Origin of the sequence: Streptomyces sp. NPDC047081 (assembly GCF_040643775.1) — a bacterium.
Taxonomy (GTDB): Bacteria; Actinomycetota; Actinomycetes; order Streptomycetales; family Streptomycetaceae; genus Streptomyces.
Genome location: NZ_JBEYUY010000026.1, coordinates 101,607 through 120,079, shown reverse-complemented (window position 1 = coordinate 120,079; position 18,473 = coordinate 101,607). Strand labels below are relative to the sequence as shown.

At 70.6% G+C, this 18,473-nt stretch carries 20 protein-coding genes; 4 read left to right on the top strand and 16 right to left on the bottom strand.

Translation table 11 applies throughout. The features are described from left to right. Positions 1-22 precede the first annotated feature (22 nt). Positions 23-589 carry a dihydrofolate reductase family protein gene (locus ABZ848_RS37115; RefSeq protein WP_360839108.1) on the bottom strand — a complete coding sequence of 189 codons (567 nt, stop codon included), beginning with the start codon at positions 587-589 and terminating at the stop codon, positions 23-25. Positions 590-712: 123 nt separating this feature from the next. Here ABZ848_RS37115 and ABZ848_RS37110 point away from each other — a divergent pair, with 123 nt between their 5' ends. Then, positions 713-1,105, top strand: a complete 393-nt coding sequence (locus ABZ848_RS37110; RefSeq protein ID WP_360839106.1) for a DUF192 domain-containing protein — start codon at positions 713-715, stop codon at positions 1,103-1,105. Here the strand turns inward: ABZ848_RS37110 and ABZ848_RS37105 are convergent. From ABZ848_RS37105 to ABZ848_RS37040, 14 genes are all read right to left on the bottom strand, one after another. Further along, positions 1,080-1,709, bottom strand: coding sequence for an OmpA family protein (locus ABZ848_RS37105; protein WP_360839105.1), 630 nt, complete (start codon positions 1,707-1,709; stop codon positions 1,080-1,082). The two genes, ABZ848_RS37110 and ABZ848_RS37105, sit on opposite strands and share 26 nt — an antisense overlap. Positions 1,710-1,717: 8 nt before the next feature. Next, positions 1,718-2,299 carry a hypothetical protein gene (locus tag ABZ848_RS37100; RefSeq protein WP_360839103.1) on the bottom strand — a complete coding sequence of 194 codons (582 nt, stop codon included), beginning with the start codon at positions 2,297-2,299 and terminating at the stop codon, positions 1,718-1,720. Positions 2,300-2,333: 34 nt separating this feature from the next. Continuing rightward, on the bottom strand, positions 2,334-2,915 hold the full coding sequence (locus ABZ848_RS37095; RefSeq protein ID WP_360839184.1) for a pilus assembly protein TadG-related protein: 582 nt from the start codon (positions 2,913-2,915) through the stop codon (positions 2,334-2,336). After that, the gene (locus ABZ848_RS37090; RefSeq protein WP_360839101.1) at positions 2,912-3,142 is read right to left on the bottom strand and encodes a hypothetical protein; all 231 of its coding nucleotides are present in this window, start codon (positions 3,140-3,142) and stop codon (positions 2,912-2,914) included. The genes ABZ848_RS37095 and ABZ848_RS37090 overlap by 4 nt, the downstream gene beginning before the upstream one ends. A gap of 130 nt (positions 3,143-3,272) precedes the next feature. Further along, positions 3,273-4,121 carry a response regulator transcription factor gene (locus ABZ848_RS37085; RefSeq protein WP_360839100.1) on the bottom strand — a complete coding sequence of 283 codons (849 nt, stop codon included), beginning with the start codon at positions 4,119-4,121 and terminating at the stop codon, positions 3,273-3,275. Between the two features lie 62 nt (positions 4,122-4,183). Next, entirely contained in the window at positions 4,184-5,794 is a 1,611-nt protein-coding gene (locus tag ABZ848_RS37080; RefSeq protein ID WP_360839098.1) for a histidine kinase, read from the bottom strand. 19 nt (positions 5,795-5,813) lie between these two features. Next, entirely contained in the window at positions 5,814-6,701 is an 888-nt protein-coding gene (locus tag ABZ848_RS37075; protein WP_360839096.1) for a DUF5936 domain-containing protein, read from the bottom strand. Positions 6,702-6,718: 17 nt separating this feature from the next. After that, positions 6,719-7,663, bottom strand: a complete 945-nt coding sequence (locus ABZ848_RS37070; protein ID WP_360839094.1) for a type II secretion system F family protein — start codon at positions 7,661-7,663, stop codon at positions 6,719-6,721. Between the two features lie 5 nt (positions 7,664-7,668). After that, complete coding sequence (locus ABZ848_RS37065; RefSeq protein WP_360839092.1) at positions 7,669-9,006, bottom strand: CpaF family protein; 1,338 nt, start codon at positions 9,004-9,006, stop codon at positions 7,669-7,671. Positions 9,007-9,023: 17 nt separating this feature from the next. Continuing rightward, positions 9,024-9,398 carry a TadE/TadG family type IV pilus assembly protein gene (locus ABZ848_RS37060; protein ID WP_360839090.1) on the bottom strand — a complete coding sequence of 125 codons (375 nt, stop codon included), beginning with the start codon at positions 9,396-9,398 and terminating at the stop codon, positions 9,024-9,026. A gap of 1 nt (position 9,399) precedes the next feature. After that, the gene (locus ABZ848_RS37055; protein ID WP_360839182.1) at positions 9,400-9,723 is read right to left on the bottom strand and encodes a pilus assembly protein; all 324 of its coding nucleotides are present in this window, start codon (positions 9,721-9,723) and stop codon (positions 9,400-9,402) included. Positions 9,724-9,782: 59 nt separating this feature from the next. After that, the gene (locus tag ABZ848_RS37050; RefSeq protein ID WP_360839088.1) at positions 9,783-11,045 is read right to left on the bottom strand and encodes an AAA family ATPase; all 1,263 of its coding nucleotides are present in this window, start codon (positions 11,043-11,045) and stop codon (positions 9,783-9,785) included. 9 nt (positions 11,046-11,054) lie between these two features. Further along, the gene (gene cpaB, locus ABZ848_RS37045; RefSeq protein ID WP_360839086.1) at positions 11,055-11,759 is read right to left on the bottom strand and encodes a Flp pilus assembly protein CpaB; all 705 of its coding nucleotides are present in this window, start codon (positions 11,757-11,759) and stop codon (positions 11,055-11,057) included. A 59-nt stretch (positions 11,760-11,818) separates the two neighbouring features. Then, positions 11,819-12,637 carry a hypothetical protein gene (locus tag ABZ848_RS37040; RefSeq protein ID WP_360839180.1) on the bottom strand — a complete coding sequence of 273 codons (819 nt, stop codon included), beginning with the start codon at positions 12,635-12,637 and terminating at the stop codon, positions 11,819-11,821. Between the two features lie 277 nt (positions 12,638-12,914). On the opposite strand from ABZ848_RS37040, the gene ABZ848_RS37035 reads away from it, so the two are divergent. Continuing rightward, a complete protein-coding gene (locus ABZ848_RS37035) occupies positions 12,915-14,606 on the top strand; it encodes a glycoside hydrolase family 18 protein (RefSeq protein ID WP_360839084.1) in 1,692 nt (563 codons plus the stop codon). On the opposite strand, the gene ABZ848_RS37030 is transcribed toward ABZ848_RS37035, so the two are convergent. Then, a complete protein-coding gene (locus ABZ848_RS37030; RefSeq protein ID WP_360839082.1) occupies positions 14,607-16,499 on the bottom strand; it encodes a hypothetical protein in 1,893 nt (630 codons plus the stop codon). Positions 16,500-16,582: 83 nt separating this feature from the next. Here ABZ848_RS37030 and ABZ848_RS37025 point away from each other — a divergent pair, with 83 nt between their 5' ends. Together ABZ848_RS37025 and ABZ848_RS37020 are read left to right on the top strand one after the other, a co-directional pair. Beyond that, positions 16,583-17,089 carry a SigE family RNA polymerase sigma factor gene (locus ABZ848_RS37025; protein WP_360839081.1) on the top strand — a complete coding sequence of 169 codons (507 nt, stop codon included), beginning with the start codon at positions 16,583-16,585 and terminating at the stop codon, positions 17,087-17,089. Between the two features lie 91 nt (positions 17,090-17,180). Further along, positions 17,181-18,428: a hypothetical protein gene (locus ABZ848_RS37020; RefSeq protein WP_360839079.1), complete on the top strand. Its 1,248-nt coding sequence runs from the start codon at positions 17,181-17,183 to the stop codon at positions 18,426-18,428. Positions 18,429-18,473 lie beyond the last annotated feature (45 nt).

The window sequence follows — 18,473 nt, the reverse complement described above, 5'->3', positions numbered from 1 at the left end:
GTCTTTATGGGGGTGTGGGTCGTCAGTCGGCCCGGCGGTCGTGGCGGAGCAGGACGACGCCGTTGGAGAAGGTGTGGCTCTCGATCAGGTCGAGGGAGGCGGCGATGTCTGCCTCGGGGAAGAGGCGGGTGCCGTGGCCGACGAGTGCGGGGTGGACGTAGGTCCGGAACTCGTCGACGAGGCCGAGGCGGAGGAACTCGCCGGCCACCTCCGACCCGCCGAGCCCCAGGTCGCCGGTGGCCGCCTCCTTGAGCGCCCGTACTTCCTCGGGTATGACCTCCCGTACCACCGTCGTGTTCCAGTCGGCCTTCTCCAGGGTGCGGGAGTAGACGACCTTCGGGATCTCACGCCAGATCCCGGCGAATTCGACGGTGGCGGGCGAGGCGTCGGGGTCGGCGTCGGCCGTGGGCCAGAAGGCGGCCATGTTCTCGTGGACGCGACGGCCGCTGAGCAGGCCGCCGAAGCGGCGGACGGTGTCGTTCATGTGCCGGTGGAGTTCCTCGTCGACCCGGTGCCAGCCGAGGTCGTGGCCGGGGCCCTCGATGTAGCCGTCCAGGGACACGGACATCATCAGGACGATCTTCGGCATCGGCGGCCTCGCTTCGGAAGTCGGACGGTCCTCGGGGTCGGCGGCGTCCACGCTACGCGTGCGGATACGTTCTGTTGAGGTGACTGACGGGCCGGTGTGGCGGATGCGGGAGGCGGGGCCGGGATGGGGCGGAGATGGCGGGACGGGCGGGGCACGCTGGTGGTGCTTCCCGGGGAGGGCTCCTCTGCGGTTTCGGTTCCGCTGGAGATCGCCGGCTCCTATCGGGCCCGTACGAAGGGGTTGCTCGGGCGCGACGCGGTCGAGGGCGCGCTGCTCCTGTCCCCCGCCAACAGCGTGCACACCTTCCGTATGCGGATTCCGATTGATGTCGCCTACCTCGACCGCCGCCTGAAGGTCGTCGCCGTACGCACCATGAAGCCGGGGCGCCTGGGGCTGCCTCGGCTGCGGGCCCGGCATGTGCTGGAGGCGGCGGCCGGGGCGATGGAGGGGTGGGGGCTGGGGGTCGGGGTGCGGGTGGAGGTCGAGGTGCTCAGCTCTCCGTCCGGGGGAACGTGACCTCCACTCGGCGGTTCTTCTTGCGGCCCGCTTCCGTGGAGTTGTCGGCGATGGGGTACTGCTCGCCGTAGCCGCGGACCTCGAAGGTGATGTCGGGGTCGTTCAGGTCCTGGTCCAGGACTCCCTGTACCGCGTCGGCTCGTTGCTTGGACAGGACGTCGCCGTGGGCCGAGGAGCCTAGGTTGTCGGTGAAGCCGAAGACTCGGACCTGGGTCGCGTTCTGCTTTTTGATTTCCTCGGCGATCGCCGCGATACGGGCCTTCGCCTCGGCGCTCAGTTTCGCGCTGTCCTTGCTGAAGAGGACCTCGGCCTGGAGCGCGAAGGTGACGCTGGTGTTGGTGTCCTCGCGGCGTTCGTCGCCGGACTGGTCCTCTACGACCGACTTGATGTCCAGCACCTTCGGGTCGGCGAGCGTGGCGCCCTCGGGGAGCTTGAGGTCGGGGTCGTTCGGGTCCACCTTCACGGGGGCAGCCGCGGAGGCCTCCGTGTCCGGGGGGAGGGGGGTGGGCGTCTCGTCGGCACGGGCCGTCGTGACGCCGACCAGGTTCGTGGCGATCAGGAGGGCGGCGGCCGTGAGGGCCAGGGGGAGGCGTGGAGTGGTCACGGTGGGCCTCACCCGGAGATCTGGATGGTGGCGGTGGCGAAGCCCGGCAGCTGGAAGTCGACCTCCGTGGTGCTGGTCGGTGGTGACGGGAACTGCATGAACACCGGGATGGACTCACCGGACTTCAGGGTCGGCAGGCCGGTTGTGGTCAGGGGGCGGCCGTCCGTGTCACGCAGGACGTAGTAGCGCTTCTTCCCCTTGGAGTCGACGAGGGTGGCGCCTCCGAGCGAGCTTCCGTTCTTGATGATCTCGGTCTCGTTGCCGCTCAGGTTGGAGGGGATCACGGCGGTGCTGCCACCGTCGTTCTTGATGATTCCGTTCACCGTGACGAACCCGCCGGAGTCGCGCTTGGCCGAGGTGATCTGGAGCAGCAGGTTCTGCGGGCCCTTGAGTTCGGCGAGCGGCTCCTCCGACTGCCCCTCCTGAGTGCTCGGCTCGGACCCGCTCTCCTTGGACGCGGAGGCCGACGTGTCCGGCTTCTTGTCGTCGCCACCGCCAGAGCCGCAGCCGGTCACCCCGAGGGCCAGACCAGCCGCAACGGTCAGCACGACCATCCCCCTGCGGGCCTTCGCAGTGAACCGAATGCTCATCTCTCTGTTTCCTTCTCCACTCGTCGTTCGCTTGTCAGTCGGCCAGGTGGACGTCGAAGAGGTCCTGCGGTTCCGGGAGATCGGCGAGATCGTCCGGGTCCAGGTCCCAGGTCTTGTCCTTGCAGGTGAGCTGCGGCAGCACGCCGTCCTCGCCCGGCGATTCGAATGTGCACAGCGGCTCGATCACGGCGGTGGCGGAGGCGTCCGACTTGATGTTCTCCGTACCGGGGACGACCGACTCCCCGACCGTCTTGTTGGTCGTCACCTCGACGTCGTAACGCAGACTGCCCGGATTGCAGGAATCGAGCGTCGCGTCGTTCTGAGCGGCGAGCTGACCGGCACGGTCGCAACCGTCGACCGCTCCGATCCCGTCGAAGATGTCCTGCCATTTGGTCGGGTCGAGTACGTCGTCGACCCAGTCACCTGCGAGTTGGTCCCGGGTCTTCTGTGCCGCCGCCAGCGCTGCCGCGTCGGCGGCCGTCTGTGCACCGTTCCGGTTGACCGCGGCCTGGCCGACCGCGAAGTAGGCGAACGCAAGGAAGAGCAGGCCCGCCACCACCGTGATGTAGATGGGGAAAGCCTGCCCTGCGTCACTGAACCTGCGCGACGGCCTCAGGTGATCTCGGCGATCTTCGCCTTGATCTTGTCGAGGATCGTCTGGCCGATGTCCGTGCCGGTGATGGCCAGCACGATCGCCACGACCACCGCGATGATCCCCAGGTACTCGACCGCCGTCTGCCCCTTGTCCCCCGCGCGCCTGCGCATCGCCTCGGCCGTCGTGTTCTTCCAGCCGTTCACGCGCACCTTGGCCGCGACGGCCTTCTTCAGCATCAGGTCGCTCATGGCGCTTCCCTCCGGGTTCGCTTCCGACCCGGGCACCGTAAGGCGCCGCGTCCTGGGCCCCCGAGGGCCCCTGGGCCCAAATCCGGGCCCAATTCGAGGCCCGGCCCGACTCCCGCCCCCTCACCGCGGCTCACCCCAGCCCTCGGTCCGGGCGCGGCGCGGTGCCGAGCCATTTGGCCGTTGCCTCGGAGCGGCTGGTGCTGTGGAGCTTGGCGAAGATGCGGTTGATGTGGTTCTTGACCGTCTTCTCGCTGATGAAGCAGGTGGCGGCGATCTGCTGGTTGTTCATGCCGGACGCGATGAGGTCCATGATCTCCGCCTCCCTCGTACTGAGTCTCCACGACTGTCCCACATCTGGTTGCAATCGCGAAAGGCCTTTCATAAAAATGCCTTCTGAGCGGGGTGTTGGGGGATCTTGTTTGTGTGCAGTTGCACTTCCGAGATCTTCGGGCAATGTCGTGCCGGCGCCTGCTGGCGTCTCCCGCAGCTGGGCCAGCAGTGCTCCTGCCGCCGTGGGTGTGAAGTGGGGCCGGCCTGCCGTGATGTCCCGTACCGCCGCCACCAGTTGGTCCGCCGTGAACTCGCCGTGGACCAGGTAGCCGCCGGCTCCCCGGCGCAGGGCCTCCTGGACGATCTGCGACTCCCTGCTGTACGTGAGCATCACGACCGGCGCGAGCGGCGCCAGGTAGGGCAGCGCGGAGATGCCGTCGACGCCGGGCATGCGGACGTCCAGCAGGACGACGTCGGGGTGGTGGTGGTTCGTCGCCTCGTAGGCCTCACGGCCGTCCGCCGCCTCCGCCACGACTGTTATGTCCGCTCGGCCGGAGAGGAGGGCCGTCAGGCCTGCCCGGACCACCGGGTTGTCGTCGGCCACCACCACGCGGAGGGGGGTCGCCGGTGCGGGCGGCGGGAAGTCCTCGAAGGGGTTCGGTGGCGGTGGCTGCGGGGAGCCGGGGTGGGGACTGGTCGGGTCCGGCATCGGCGGCCTCCTCTCGTCGGTGTGGGGGGAGTTGAGCGTCGGGGGCGGTGAAGTCGTCGTACTCATGCCGGGGCCGTGGTGCGAAGGGCCGCGAGCGGCAGTTCTAGGTGGACCTCCGTGCCGCGGGGGTGGGCGCCGCGGCCGATGCGGATTCGGGCGCCCACCGAGGCCGCGCGCTCGACCATGCCGACCAGGCCGAAGTGGCCCTCGCGGCGCAGTTGTTCGAGGGTCGTTCCGGGAGGCAGGCCGCGGCCGTCGTCGTGGACGGTGATGGTCAGGAGGCCGTTCTGGACTCCGGCGGTGACCTCTGCTCGGGTCGCCTCCGCGTGGCGGTGGGCGTTCTCCAGGGCTTCCGCGGCGATCGTGAGGAGCTGGCGCGCCACGGCCGGGGGAAGCAGCTGAGGGGCTGGGGGCTCCCCCGTCGGGCGGTAGGTGGTAGGGAGGCCCGTGCGGGTGGTGAAGTCGGCTGTGTGGGACGCCAGTTCGGTCAGCACGTCCGTGCCGTGGTCCGGGTCGTGTTCGCGGCGGAGGTCGGTGAGGAGTTCGCGGGACTCGGCGGCCGCGCGGCGGGCTGAGCGGGACACCAGTTCGGCCTGCTGTCTGATCAGGGGCGCGTCGATGCGGTCGGCGTCCGCCGAGGCCGCGAGGCCGTCCGCGGCCAGGGCCACTCCGTGCAGGGTCTTGGCCACCGAGTCGTGCATCTCGCGGGCCAGGCGGGCGCGTTCGGCGCTGACCGCCTCGGTGACCGCCAGGCGGGCCTGGACCTGGGTGAGGGCCTGGGTCGCGGTGCCGAAGCGGAGCATCAGGCCCCGGAGAGACGAGCCCACGGCGCCGGCGATGACACAGAGGCCGGGGAGGAGGAGCGACTCGGCCAGGTTTCCGTGCAGGTCGTGCCTGGTCGCGTAGACCAGGAGGAGGATCAGGGACTGGAGGGACGCGAAGCAGGCCGCGCCGCGCCAGCTGTAGACGATGCCCGCGAGCAGCGGGGTGCAGACGCCGACGTAGGCGAGGGTGGTGTCCGGGCCCGCCGAGATCAGGAGCAGGGAGCCGAACAGGGTGTCCGCCGCGAGAAGGGTGGGGTGGCGCAGGAGGAGGGGGCCGAAGCGTTCCCAGTCGCGGTAGAGGACGTACGAGCCCATGAACGTGACGACCACGGCGGCGCCGACCAGACGGGTGGGCACGCCGGGGGCGGCGTTGAGGAGGGCTGCGGGGGCCGCGAGCGCGATCATCGCCAGGCGGAAGGCGAAGACCTGGCGGCACATGGCCTGGAGGGCGTTGATCTGGAGGGGGATGGTCGGGGCCTCGGGCGCCTGCCCTTTGCTGAGCCTGAAGGGCCGCTTGGGCAGCCTCAGCCTCCTCCTGGTCGGTTCGGGCACGCTCTTCGGCTTCGGCGCCGGGGGTTCCTGTGGGGTCTCCAGGACGGGAGCCCGGTCGGCCGCCGTCGGCTCCGCCGCCCGTGTCCCCTGCCGCGGCACCCCCGGCAGCGGCTGCCGTTGCGGAACGTCCGCCGGTACCCAGCCCGGTGGCAGTGCCGGTGTCACCGAGGTCACCGGGACGTCGGGGGCGCCCGTTCGGGCGTGGTCCGGGAGGATCGTGCCGGCCGGCGGGGTGGTGATCTCGGGCGGCTTCGGGCGGCGCCACAGCAGCCCGCTGACTTCCCTCGTCGTCGCCATGGTCGTCGCCCTCCTCCGTCTACTTGCCCGTGATCGTGCCGAAGTCGGTGCCCGAGCCGAGCAGCAGTCCCGCGCCGAGCAGGAGCAGGGTGGCCGGGACCATGAACGTGGTGATCATGAGGGTGGCCCGGGGTACGGCCCGCGCGGCCTTGCGGCGGGCGTTCTGGGCGTCCGTGCGGCGCATGTCCTTGGCCAGCGAGACGAGGGTGTCGACGATGGGGGCGCCGAGTTCCTCGCCCTGCTGGAGGGCGGTGACGAACATGGCCACCTGCTCGGAGTCGTTGCGCCGGCGCAGTTCCGCGAAGGCCTGGCGGCGGCTCATGCCGAGGTCCATCTGGCGCAGGGTGATGCGGAGTTCGTCGGCCCACGGGCCCTCGTAGCGGGTGGCCACGCGGTCGAGGGCCTGGCGGAAGCCGAGGCCGGCGCTGACGACGACGGCGAGTACGTCGAGGAAGTCGGGGAGCGTCCGCTCGATCACGTCCTTGCGGATGCGGATCGCCGCCCAGATGCCGACCTCCGTCCAGAACGCGCCGAACGCGAGGAGGAGAAGGGCCACGAAGTACTGGCCGCGCATCAGGAAGACCAGGAAGCCGACCGCGCCGAGGAAGCCGTAGACCGCTCGGCGGGCCGCGTAGCGGTCGATGGTGAGGCCGCCGGGGTTGCCCGCCAGGTCGATCTTGCGGCGGTACTTGGCGACCATCTTGGGGCCCATGATGCGCAGGACCGCGGGGGCGTAGCGCATGCCCATGCGGTCGATGAGGGAGTCGACGGCGCCGGTGCGGGTGGCGCCGACCTCCAGGGCGAGGACCAGGTCGCTGGGCAGCTTGGCCTCGGACCGGTACATGCGGATGCCGGCGAAGACGCCCCAGACGCTGAGGCCCATCGCGAGGGCGAGCAGCAGTGCCATGTCGGTTTCCTCCTTCCTCAGACGTCGATGCGGGACATGCGGCGGATGAGGAAGAAGCCGACCGCGTAGAGCCCGAAGGCGATGAGCACGCAGGCCTGGCCGATCGGGGAACCGGTCATCCGGTCCAGGGCCCCTTCCTTGACGCCGTCCATCAGGAACAGGGCGCCCACGCCCATGACCGGCACGGCGTACGCGGTCATGTTGACCTGGGCGAGCTGGGTGCGGATCTCGCGCCGGGTCTCCTTGCGTTCCTCCAGCGTCTCGGTGAGGTTGCGCAGCGCGCCGACGACCTGGCCGCCGGCCCGGTTGGAGAGGACCAGCGTGGTGACCAGGACGACCAGTTCGCGCGAGGGCAGCCGGTCGGCGAGGTCGCCCAGCGCGTCGTCCATGGACTGGCCGATCGCCAGCTGGTTGGCGACCTTCTCCAGCTCCTCGCCGGCCGGGGCCTCCATCTCCTCGGCGGCCATGCTGATGGCGGTGCGCAGGGCGAGTCCGGCCTGGGTGGCGTTGGCCAGGATGCGGGCGAGTTCGGGGAGTTGGTTGATGAACTTCTCGATGCGCTTCTGGCGCTGCCAGTTGAGGAACTGCAGCGCCGCCCAGACGCCCAGCAGGCCGGCGATCGGGCCGAAGAAGGGCGCGAGGGAGGCCTGGCCGACGAGCCAGAGGGCGGCGACGGTGGCGAGCATGTAGACGAAGAACTCGCCCGGGGTGACGTCGAGTCCGGTCGCCGCGAGCCTCAGCTCCAGCTTCTTGCCGGCCTTGGTGCGGCGCAGTCGCCGGTCCAGCTTGCGGAAGCGGCGGGCGCGGCGGCCGGACGTGATCTGGCCGGTCTGCGAGAGCCGCTCGATGAGTGCCGCCCGCTCGGCCCGGCCCGCGGCGTAGGCGTGCAGGCCGGCGACGGCGAGGACGCAGGTCAGCAGCGTTATGCCGGTGGTGAGTTGGACGAGGGTGTGCAGCTCCATGGGGACTACCTGGCTTCTCGGAGGGCGAGCTGGTGGGTGGACTGGGCGACGCCGAAGGCCTGCGGGACGGGCTGGTTGGCCATGAAGAGGCGGTCGGCGGTGCGGCGGGTGAGCGGGAAGTGCTGGAAGGCGCCGTGGATGCGGCCGTCGGGGGTCATCGGCTGGGCGTTGAAACGGGCGACGGTCGCGAGGCGGTACGGCTCTCCGCCGTGGCTGTCGAGGAGGGCGATCTCGGTGATGCGGCGCATGCCGTCGGCGAACCGGGTGAGCTGGATGATGACGTCGACGGCGCTGTTGATCTGGTCGTGCAGGGCCACGAACGGGACCTCGACGTCGGACATCGAGGCGAGGGTCTGCAGGCGCATCAGGGCGTCCTCGGCGCTGTTGGCGTGCACGGTGGCGAGGGAGCCGTCGTGGCCGGTGGACATGGCCTGGAGCATGTCGAGGGACTCGCCGCCGCGGACCTCACCGACGACGATGCGGTCGGGGCGCATCCGCAGGGAGTTGCGGACCAGGTCGCGGATGGTGATCCGGCCCTGGCCCTCGACGTTCGGCGGGCGGGCCTCAAGCCGGACGACGTGGGACTGCTGGAGCTGGAGTTCGGCGGAGTCCTCGATGGTGATGATCCGCTCGCCCTCCGGGATGAGGCCGGAGAGGGCGTTGAGGAGTGTCGTCTTCCCGGTGCCGGTCGCGCCGGACACGATCACGTTGAAACGGGCCTGCACGAGCCCCGCGAGCAGGTAGAGGACGGGTTCGTCGAGCGAGCCGAGGCCGATCATCTCCTGGAGCGTGAAGGAGCGCGGGAAGCGGCGGATGGTGAGGGTCGCGCCGGTCAGGGACAGCGGCGGGATGATGACGTTGACGCGTTCGCCGGACGGGAGGCGGGCGTCGACCATCGGATTCGACTCGTCCACGCGGCGGTTGACCGTGGAGACGATGCGTTCGATGGTCTGCATCAGCTGGTCGTGGGAGGCGAAGCGGAGGGGCAGCTGTTCCACGCGGCCGCCCCGCTCGACGAAGATCGCGTCGGGGCCGTTGACCATGATCTCGGTGATCGACGCGTCTTCGAGGAGGGGTTCGAGGATGCCGAGGCCGAGTGCCTCGTCGACCACCCGGCGTATGAGCTGGGAGCGTTCGACGGTCGACAGGACCGGGCCCTCGCGGCTGATGATGTGGCCGAGGACGCGCTCCAGACGCGCCCGGCGCTCGGCGGCGGCCAGCGAGGACATCTCCGCGAGGTCGATCTCCTCCAGGAGCTTGGCCCGGTAGGAGGCGACCAGGTGGCCGTCCTCGCCCCGGTGGCCGTTCTCCTCCGGGGAGTTGATGCGTGCCCGCAGGCTCATGGTGCTCCTCGCTGTGCTCAGTGGTCGAGCGGCATGACCGCGGTCTTGCTGGCCTGGTAGTCGCCGAGTCCCGGGAACAGCACGGGGATACGGACGTGCGAGGTGACCTGCACCTCGGTGCCCAGGTCCGCCCGGTCGCAGGTGGCGTCCAGACTGACCGCGTTCGCGCAGTCCGCCGCGTAGTCCCGCTCCAGGGACGCGCTGCGCGCCCCGGCCCGCGCCGCCGTGCCGGCCTGCTGGGCGGCGTAGGCGATCAGCCCCAACTGCACCCCGGCCAGCGCGACCAGGAGCAGCACCGGGATGAACCCGAGATACTCGATGGCGACCTGCCCCCGGTCCCGGCGCCCACGGCGGCCCGGCCTCTCGGGGCGCTCTTCGATGTCGTACGACATCTCACTTCGCCTCCTCTACGGCGCCGGCGTGGGCGTCGACCGTGAACGGGAAGGCGATGGCGCCGGGGAAGAGGACGGGCACCTTGAGGTGTACGTCGGCGGTGACATAGCCGGTCCCCCCACAGGTCACGGTGGCATCGTCCCTCCACGCGGCCGACAGCTCCTTCAGCGCGGCCTGTTCGCAGGCGGCGGCTCGCTCCCCCGGCTCGGCCGCCGTGCCCGCCCGTACCGCCTCGTCGGCAGCATTCCCCGCGAGCGTGTACGTGTATCCCGCCAGCACGAACTGCCACAGCAGCACCAGCGTGACGATGATCAGCGGGGTCATGCCGAGGAACTCGATCGTGACCTGGCCGTCGTCGCGGCGCCGTATCGCCCCCGGCGCCCTCACGGCCCGAGCTCCCGTCGGCGCCGGAAGCTCACCGCGCCCCGGTCGCCGCGGAACCGGCCGCCGCGCTGGGCCGCTCCCTCGGCCGTCCTGACCAGGCCCAGTTCGGCCGCCAGCCCCCACAGGGCCTGCTTCACCGTGCCCTTGTTGTCCAGTTCGTGGATGCGGCCCGCGTCGACCGCGCCCTGCAGCTCCTTGAAGTTCGCCGGGATCACGGTCGCGGCCACCGCCGTGCCGGTGATCTTCTGGATCAGCGGGGGCTGGATCTCGGAGCCGCGCGAGAAGCGGTTGACGACCACCGTGGTCTCCTCCGCCTTGCGGATCTGCAGCCGGTCCCACATGCGCACGGTCCGTTTGGCGCCGCGCACGGCGAGCACGTCCGGGGTGGTGACCAGCAGGGCCAGGTCCGCCATCTCCACGGCCGCCGCGCCCGCGCCGCTCAGCTGCGCCCCGCAGTCGACGACCACGACCTCGTAGCGGGAGCGCAGGGCGCTGACGATCTGCCGGGCGGCCCGGTCGGTGACCTCCTCGCCGCGCTCGCCCTCGCCCGGCGCGAGCAGCAGCGCGACGCCGGTGTCGTGCCGGTAGACCGCGTCGGCCAGCACCCGCGGGGAGATGTCGGTGATGGCGGCCAGGTCGACGACCGAGCGGCGGAACTGGACGTCCAGGTAGGAGGCCACGTCGCCGGTCTGCAGGTCCATGTCGACCACGGCCGCGCTGCGCCCGGAGGCCTGCGCGGCCAGGGCCAGCTGGATCGCGGTGAGGGTCGCTCCGACCCCGCCCTTCGCGCCGCTCACGGTGACGACGGTGCCGCCGACGCCGGTGAACACGTCGAGGCCGGCGCCCGCGCCGAGGTGCCGCCGTACGCCCACCGACCACTGGGCGACCGCCTGGACGCGGCTCGCGAGCTCCTCGTAACTCAGCGGCAGGGCGACCAGGCCGCGGGCGCCGTAGTCCATGGCCGCCTGGAAGAGGCCGGGGCTCGCGTCGGAGGTGACGAGGATGACGCCCACGGCCGGGAAGCGCAGGGCGACTTCGCGGATGAGCTCCAGGGCCGGGACCGGGCCGATGCGTTCGTGGACGACGACGACCTCGGGCAGTTCGTCGACGGACTCGGCGGCCAGCCGCGCGAGGGTGTCGACGAGCTGGGTGGAGTCCACGACCGGCGTCACCGGCTCGGCGTCCGGGAGCTGGCTGAGCAGCGTCGTGATGGACCGTACGGCGTCCGCGTCGCCGACTGCCGGGAGGATCCTCGTGGGCATGGCGGCCTCTCACTTGTCCTTGGAGAGTTCGTACGTGCGGTCCTGCTCGGGAATGCTGCCGGTCTCGCCCGGCGCGACCAGTGCGAGCCGGACCCGCTTGGCGAAGGACTCGGCGTAGGTGAGGCGCTGGGCGTCGAGCGCGGAGAGCGCGAAGGTGATGGGGACGACCTCGGTGGCCTGCGTGCGGTCGCTCGAGTCGGGCTGGAGGGACTTGAGGTCGCCGACGTCCAGGACCCGGGCGTTCGTTACGATGATCTTGGACAGGTCGGGATCACCCTCCTTCTGTCCCTCGAAGGTGGCGTAGACGTTGACCCGCGAGTCCGGCGATATCTTGCCGGCGACGCCGGTCGCCGCATCGATCATGATGGCGACCTCCTGCTGCCCGGGCTGCAGAGCGGGCTGATCGGCGATCATGTCGCTCTGCAGCAGGGAGCCCTTCTTGAGGGTCGTCACGGCGACCTTGTCGCGGATCGCGTCCAGATCGGTGATCGCGGTGGCCGACAGCCAGCGCTTCGGCATCTTGGTCTTCTCGAACTGGGACGAGTTGAGGCTGGTGTACGGCTGGATGTCGCTCTTGATCTCGTACGCCGTCACCTCCGGTCCGACCTTGGACTTCACGTCGCTGATGACGGACAGGACGCCGGCGAAGGCGCCGATGGCGCAGATCACCGACACGATCAGCAGGAGCACGCCGCGGCGCTGACGGGAGTTCATGAACCGTACGACCTCATTGGGGGATGGGGGGTGGTGAGATACTTCTGCGAGCGGGTGGGTCAGGAGCCCCGTCCGGCGGGGAGTTCGTTGTTGACCAGGGGTGCGGTGGCGGAGCAGAAGACACAGCGGTCGCCGATGACGTCGATGCCGCACCAGTGGCAGCTGCTCTGCCGGACCGACGTCACCAGCTGGTAGAGGACGGAGAGGTCGGGCAGGAAGGCCGCGAACTCGACCAGCTTGTTCGTGCCCCACCACGCGGCCGACTCGGCGGGCGGCGCGATCTCCCTGAGGCCCTGCGCGCTCCACTGCTTGGCCAGTGTGGCGGTCACCCAGTCCGACTGGAGCTGGCCCTTGGCGACCAGCATCCAGGTGCCGAACTCCGGTCCGGCCAGGGACGCTCCCGGGCCGAGCTTCACCAGTTGCGGCTCGGGGTGCGCGAGGACCGCGAACTGGCTGCCGGGCACCCAGGACTTGGCGTGCGACCGGAGCCCGACGGGGATACGGTCGAGCCGGGCGACCGAGCCGAGCAGGGCGCCGGCGTGGATGTAGTGGGTGAGCAGCCGGCCCGCGGAGGCGAGGACGCCGGGGCTGAGGTCGCAGGAGGCGAGCTGCCTCAACTGGCGGGCCAGGACGGCGAGTCCGAGCGGGGGCAGATCGGGACGGAACAGGGCGATACGGTCGCTCTCCAGCAGGGAGCGGATGGTGTGCAGCCGCCGCTCCACTCCGGGCGGCGCGGCCTGCGAGCTCACGACGACGAGATGACCGTACTGATCGATGAGGGTCTGGACGGCGGACAGCGCCTGGTCGAGCGGCTGCCGGTCGAGGTCGCGCAGCACGACGGCGGGCAGGGTCCGCTCGTCCAGCGGCGGCAGCGCCATGTCGGCACTGGTCACGGCAATGGCAGTTGGCACGCGCGACTCCCCGTGTTACGCCGTCGATCCACCGGGGTCACTCCGGTGCACCGAGATGACTTCACTCCGTGACTACCTGAGCACTGTAACCACGCCTCTATGACCGGAGAACAGCGTTTCTGTAGCTGATGGGGAACTGTCGACTCACAAGACACGCCAAATCGGGGCAGGTTGAGCATCTTACCGATCCCCAATTTGGTCTGGACCTATTGACAGAAGAATTGGTCTGGACCAACTTATTGTCATGTCCCCTCAGAGACGATCAGCCCGGCTCTGGTCAGGAGCCGTCACCGCCGCCCTCGCCCTGTCCTTCCTGGGTGCGGGCCAGGCGTCCGCAGCGGACGTCAACAACGCCAAGAACGCCGGTTTCGAGTCCGGCCTGAGCAACTGGACCTGTTCCGCGAGCAGCGGTACGACGGTCTCCTCCCCCGTGCACGGCGGCTCGGCCGCGCTGAAGGCCACCCCGGCCGGGCAGGACAGCGCGCAGTGCAGCCAGACGGTCGCCGTGAAGCCCAGTTCGACGTACTCGCTGAGCGCGTGGGTGCAGGGCGGCTACGCGTTCCTGGGCGTCACCGGCACGGGCACCACGGACGTGTCGACATGGACGCCCGACTCCTCCTCCTGGAAGCAGCTGACGACGAGCTTCACCACCGGGTCCGCGACGACCTCGGTGACGGTCTACACGCACGGCTGGTACGGCCAGGCCGCCTACTACGCCGACGACATCTCGGTGTACGGCCCCGACGGGGGCGGCGGCACCGACCCGCTGCCGACGGTCCCGGCCACGCCGAGCGGCCTCGCCGTCTCCGGTACGACGTCCTCGTCGGTGTCGCTGGCCTGGAGCGCGGTCTCCGGCGCGACCGGCTACAACGTCTACCGCGACGGTACGAAGGTGACGGCGGTGACCGGCACTTCGGCGACCGTGACCGGCCTCGCCGCCTCCACCTCGTACTCCTTCCAGGTCACGGCGACGAACTCGGCCGGTGAGTCGGCGAAGTCGACGGCGGTGACGGGCACGACGACCACGGGGAGTTCCGGTGGCGGGGGTTCGGTGCCGAAGCACGCGGTGACCGGCTACTGGCAGAACTTCAACAACGGGGCCACGGTCCAGAAGATCTCGGACGTCTCCTCGCAGTACGACATCATCGCCGTGGCCTTCGCGGACGCGACGACGACGCCGGGCGCGGTGACCTTCAACCTGGACTCGGCGGGGCTCGGCGGCTACACGGTCGACCAGTTCAAGGCGGACATCAAGGCGAAGCAGGCGGCCGGCAAGAAGGTCATCGTCTCGGTGGGCGGCCAGAACGGCACCGTGTCGGTGAGCGACTCGACATCCGCGACGAACTTCGCCAACTCCGTCTACTCCCTGATGCAGACGTACGGCTTCGACGGCGTCGACATCGACCTGGAGAACGGCATCAACGCGACGTACATGAGCCAGGCGCTCAGGTCGCTCTCCTCGAAGGCGGGCTCGTCCCTCGTCATCACCATGGCCCCGCAGACGATCGACATGCAGTCGACGTCCAACGCCTACTTCCAGACGGCCCTGAACATCAAGGACATCCTCACGGTCGTCAACATGCAGTACTACAACAGCGGTTCGATGCTGGGCTGCGACGGCAAGGTGTACTCGCAGGGCTCGGTCGACTTCCTGACGGCCCTCGCCTGCATCCAGCTGGAGGGCGGCCTGTCCCCGTCCCAGGTGGGCCTCGGCCTGCCGGCCTCGACGAGCGGCGCGGGCAGCGGATACGTGTCGCCGACCGTGGTGAACAACGCCCTGGACTGCCTGGCCAAGGGCACCAACTGCGGTTCCTTCAAGCCGTCGAAGACCTATCCCGACCTGCGCGGCGCGATGACCTGGTCGACGAACTGGGACGCGGCGGCGGGAAGCGCGTGGTCCAACACGGTGGGGCCGCACGTGCACGCGCTGCCCTAGTCAGTTCCTGCGCAGCACACGGCTCGCGCCGGCCGCCACGGTGGTGGCCAGCAGCCAGCCGGTGCCGATGAGTACGATCCCCGCCCACTGCATGGCCCCGGACGGCTCGTACGCCCGCTCCTGGCCGAGGTCGACCAACGGCAACAGGAGGTCGAGCGTGTAGATGACCGGCTGGAAGCGGGGGTACGGGCCGCCGCCCACGGGTTCGGGCCGCCAGGTCCCGAACAGCACGGAGCCGGCGGCCAGCAGGCACAGCAGCAGCCATACCGCCCGCAGCGGGCGGTATCCGTAGCCGACCGTCGCGTCCTGCAGCAGGCTCCACAGCCGGGCGGGGGACGCGAGGGTCGGCCGCAGGCTGCGTTGTTCGGCGACGAGGACGGTGCGGGCGTCGGCGTCCCGGCCGTGGCTCTGGTAGACGGTCGCGAGTTGCTCGTACGGCTGGGGCGTGAACCCCTGCGGGTCGCGCGCCAGCCAGGGCAGGCGTTCCGTGGCCGGCAGGGCGGGGCGGAGGATGCCGTAGACGGTGCCGTCCAGGATCAGGGAGGCGGGCCAGGTGGCGGGCTCGTCCCAGATCAGTGCCGCCTTGGTACGGCTGAGGTCGACGACGCCCCTGGGAGGCTCCCGGAACTGGAGAAAGAGTGCGGCGGCCGTCGTGCTGCGGCAGACGAGGGCTTCCTCGGCAACGGCCGTGTCGAGGATCGCACCCTTGAAGGACAGGGAGCTGCGGACGGTGGCGTTGCTCATGCCGACCTTGCCGTGGACGGTGAACCCGCGGCTGAAGTGCGCGACGCCTCCGACGTCGATGCCGTGGGCGCTCAGGGCGGTCGGGCTGCTGTCGGGCGCGGTCAGTTCGGCGCCATCAAGCAGGAGCGAACCGCCGATCCGGGCGTCGCACAGGTCGACCGTGCCGTGCGCGGAGAAGCCGTCCCGGCAGTCGAGGTCGCCGCCGATGTGTGCGCGGGCCGCCGTGAGTGCCGTGCCCGAAGGATGGTTCAGGCGGGCGCCCTTGAGGACGACGCTGCCGCGTATCGACGTGTCCGCGAGGGTGATCGGTCCGTCGACGACGAGACCCCGTTCGGCCTGGATGTCGCCGCCGACCAGGGCACAGCCGAGGTGGAGGGCGTAGTCGCCCGCGTCCGGGCCCGGGCCGGTGAGGGTGGCGTCGAGGAGCTCCAGCGACGCCCCGATCGAGGCCCCGCAGAGGTTGACCGTTCCGGCACAGGAGAAGCCGCGGCCCATGTACAGGCCGCCGCCGACGGTGAGTTCGGACATCTGGAGATTGCCGCTGGGGGTGCTGATCGTCGCTCCCCGGAGTATGAGCAGGTCCTGCACGCGGGCGTTGGTCAGGTAGAAGGTGCCCGCGCAGTCCAGAGCGGTCGCCGACAGGGATTCGTCCACGGCGACGGACCGGGCGTCGATGGCTGCTTCCCCGGCGCCGGGGCGGACCTTGGTGCCGTCGAGGTGGAGATGGGTGCCGACGGTCAGTGAGCGCAGGTCCAGGGTGCCGTCCGCCGTGCAGCGGGTGACCTTGAACTCCCGGGCGGTCCGGGCGCTGTGGGCTCGCAGCCCGGGGAGCCGGCACTCGTCGAGTTCGAGCGCCTCCAACTGTGCGCCGTCCAGACGCGGCGCCTCGTCGAACCGGCACCGCCGCAGGCGCACGGCCCCGCGCACCACGGCCTCGGACAGGTCCAGCTCCCCGCGTATCCGCACGCCCCGCAGCCGGAGCCGGGCGAGGTGGCCGGGGTGCGCCGGCGGCGCGACCAGCAGCAGCCGGCGCACGGCCGACCCGCGCACCTCCGACGGCCCCTCGCACCACTCGCCGCGGCGGTACGCCTCCCACATCCGGCACTCGCCCTCGTCCCAGCCGGCCGGTGGGCCGTCGTCGTCCGTCATGCCGATCCCCCCTCTCATGAAACATTTCCCCGGGCCCATCGCATCAATGAAGTGAGGACGGCGTCGCGGACAGGGGGAACGGTATGAGACAGGCTCGCGCGGACGAATACGCGGAGTTCGCGGCGGTGCGCGCCGGTCATCTCTACCGTTCCGCCTGTCTGCTGACCGCCGGGGACACGCATCTCGCCGAGGACCTGGTGCAGGAGACCCTCGGGCGGCTGTACGTGAGCTGGGGGCGGATGTCGCGGGTCGGCAACCCCGCCGCGTACGCGCAGACCGTGCTGACGCGGACCTTCCTCGCGCATCAGCGCCGGCGCTCCAGCACCGAGCGCGCCACCGACGTACTGCCCGAACGCCCCGCCGACGGCGGTGACACGCCCCTGCGGCTCACTCTCCTGGAGGCCCTGTCCCGGCTGCCCGCCAAGGACCGCGCCGTGGTCGTCCTGCGCTACTGGGAGGACCGCTCCATCGAGGAGACCGCCGACGTCATGCACGTCAGCTCGGCCGCCGTGCGGACGCGGTGCGTCCGTGCGCTGGGGCGGCTGCGGGAGCTGCTCGGCGAGGACCTCGGCGAGTACGCGCGTCCCTGAAAGCTCGTCCCATCCCACCCTTCCCTCTCATTTCAGCGATCTTCCACGAACTTCACGAATTTCACGAACTTCCACGAAACGGTGGTCCGTCATGCCCGTCGAACAGCACAGCGATCCCTTCGAGGAGCGGCTCTCCGCCGGCCTGCGCGACACCGGCGCCGTCTTCGAGACCGACCGGGCCGCGCTCGTCACGGCCGGTGCGCTCAAGGGCCGCCGACGGCTGCTGCGGCGCCGGGCCGCCGTCGCGGGCGGGGCCGCCTCCCTCGCGCTGGTCGGCCTGGGCGGCGCGCTGCTGCTGCCCGGGGCCGGCTCCGCGGACCGGGACGAGTCCTCGGTCGGCACGAGCAGGCCCAGCGCCACCGCACCCGCCCCCTCCCCCGTCTCCGGCGCCGAACTGATCCGCACGCTCGAAAAGCTGCTCCCCGAGGGCAAGTTCAGCCAGGCCGAGGCACGGGGCACGAACGAGGAGCCGGGGCCGTACGTGCATCTCGTGTACGACGACGGGAAGGGCGCCGCCGCCGTCGGCGTGAGCCTCGGGCGGGTGGAGCCGGGCAGCGACGAGGCGCGGCAGGTCACCCAGTGCCCCGGCAAGGTCTACTCCCACTACGACGCCTGCACCCGGACCCGGCTGCCGGACGGCTCGTTGGTGATGGTGCTGCAGGGGTACGAGTATCCGGACCGCCGCGTGGACACCAAGTGGTGGAACGCCGAACTCGTCTCGCCGGAGGGGCAGCACGTCAGCGTCAGCGAGTGGAACGCGGCGGCCGAGAAGGACGCGCCGATCACCCGGCCCGAACCACCGCTCTCCGCGAGTGAGTTGAGGAAGCTCGCCGCGGCGAGGCCCTGGCGGGACGCGATCGACGCGATGCCCGAGGACACGGCCAAGCCGAGCGCGGAGCCGACCGGGTCCACGCCGGTCTCGACCGCGTCGGCGCGCACCACGCTCAAGTCCCTGCTGCCGAAGGGGATCAAGGCGACCAGCGACGACAGCGGCGACGACCCCGGCTTCGGTTACCTGGTCCTCGACGACGGCAAGGGCAAGAGCCTGGTCCAGGTCAATGTGCAGGCCGACATGTCGGACGTGGCCGGGGACCTCTTCGGCGCGGACTCGGAGACCCTGGCCGACGGGACGAAGGTCGCCGTGCGCAAGGGGCCCGGGGAGAAGGGCGGTTCGGGGGTCGTGATGTGGACCGTCGACACCCTGCGCAGCGACGGTCGGCGCGTGGTGGTCAGCGCCTTCAACCCCGGCGCCCAGGACACGGCGGCGACCCGCGGCACTCCGGCACTGACCATCGAGCAGCTCCGCACGATCGCCCTCAGCCCCAAGTGGTGGTCCTAGGAAGATCCTGGGGACGATCCTAGGACGAGGCGTTGGCCGCCCGGC

Coding starts and splice junctions, on each gene's coding strand:
- ABZ848_RS37115 (WP_360839108.1), bottom strand. CDS start 589: ATGCCGAAGATCGTCCTGATGATGTCCGTGTCCCTGGACGGCTACATC.
- ABZ848_RS37110 (WP_360839106.1), top strand. CDS start 713: ATGGGGCGGAGATGGCGGGACGGGCGGGGCACGCTGGTGGTGCTTCCC.
- ABZ848_RS37100 (WP_360839103.1), bottom strand. CDS start 2,299: ATGAGCATTCGGTTCACTGCGAAGGCCCGCAGGGGGATGGTCGTGCTG.
- ABZ848_RS37090 (WP_360839101.1), bottom strand. CDS start 3,142: ATGAGCGACCTGATGCTGAAGAAGGCCGTCGCGGCCAAGGTGCGCGTG.
- ABZ848_RS37085 (WP_360839100.1), bottom strand. CDS start 4,121: ATGCCGGACCCGACCAGTCCCCACCCCGGCTCCCCGCAGCCACCGCCA.
- ABZ848_RS37080 (WP_360839098.1), bottom strand. CDS start 5,794: ATGGCGACGACGAGGGAAGTCAGCGGGCTGCTGTGGCGCCGCCCGAAG.
- ABZ848_RS37075 (WP_360839096.1), bottom strand. CDS start 6,701: ATGGCACTGCTGCTCGCCCTCGCGATGGGCCTCAGCGTCTGGGGCGTC.
- ABZ848_RS37070 (WP_360839094.1), bottom strand. CDS start 7,663: ATGGAGCTGCACACCCTCGTCCAACTCACCACCGGCATAACGCTGCTG.
- ABZ848_RS37065 (WP_360839092.1), bottom strand. CDS start 9,006: ATGAGCCTGCGGGCACGCATCAACTCCCCGGAGGAGAACGGCCACCGG.
- ABZ848_RS37060 (WP_360839090.1), bottom strand. CDS start 9,398: ATGTCGTACGACATCGAAGAGCGCCCCGAGAGGCCGGGCCGCCGTGGG.
- ABZ848_RS37055 (WP_360839182.1), bottom strand. CDS start 9,723: ATGACCCCGCTGATCATCGTCACGCTGGTGCTGCTGTGGCAGTTCGTG.
- ABZ848_RS37050 (WP_360839088.1), bottom strand. CDS start 11,045: ATGCCCACGAGGATCCTCCCGGCAGTCGGCGACGCGGACGCCGTACGG.
- cpaB (WP_360839086.1), bottom strand. CDS start 11,759: ATGAACTCCCGTCAGCGCCGCGGCGTGCTCCTGCTGATCGTGTCGGTG.
- ABZ848_RS37040 (WP_360839180.1), bottom strand. CDS start 12,637: ATGGCGCTGCCGCCGCTGGACGAGCGGACCCTGCCCGCCGTCGTGCTG.
- ABZ848_RS37035 (WP_360839084.1), top strand. CDS start 12,915: ATGTCCCCTCAGAGACGATCAGCCCGGCTCTGGTCAGGAGCCGTCACC.
- ABZ848_RS37030 (WP_360839082.1), bottom strand. CDS start 16,499: ATGACGGACGACGACGGCCCACCGGCCGGCTGGGACGAGGGCGAGTGC.
- ABZ848_RS37025 (WP_360839081.1), top strand. CDS start 16,583: ATGAGACAGGCTCGCGCGGACGAATACGCGGAGTTCGCGGCGGTGCGC.
- ABZ848_RS37020 (WP_360839079.1), top strand. CDS start 17,181: ATGCCCGTCGAACAGCACAGCGATCCCTTCGAGGAGCGGCTCTCCGCC.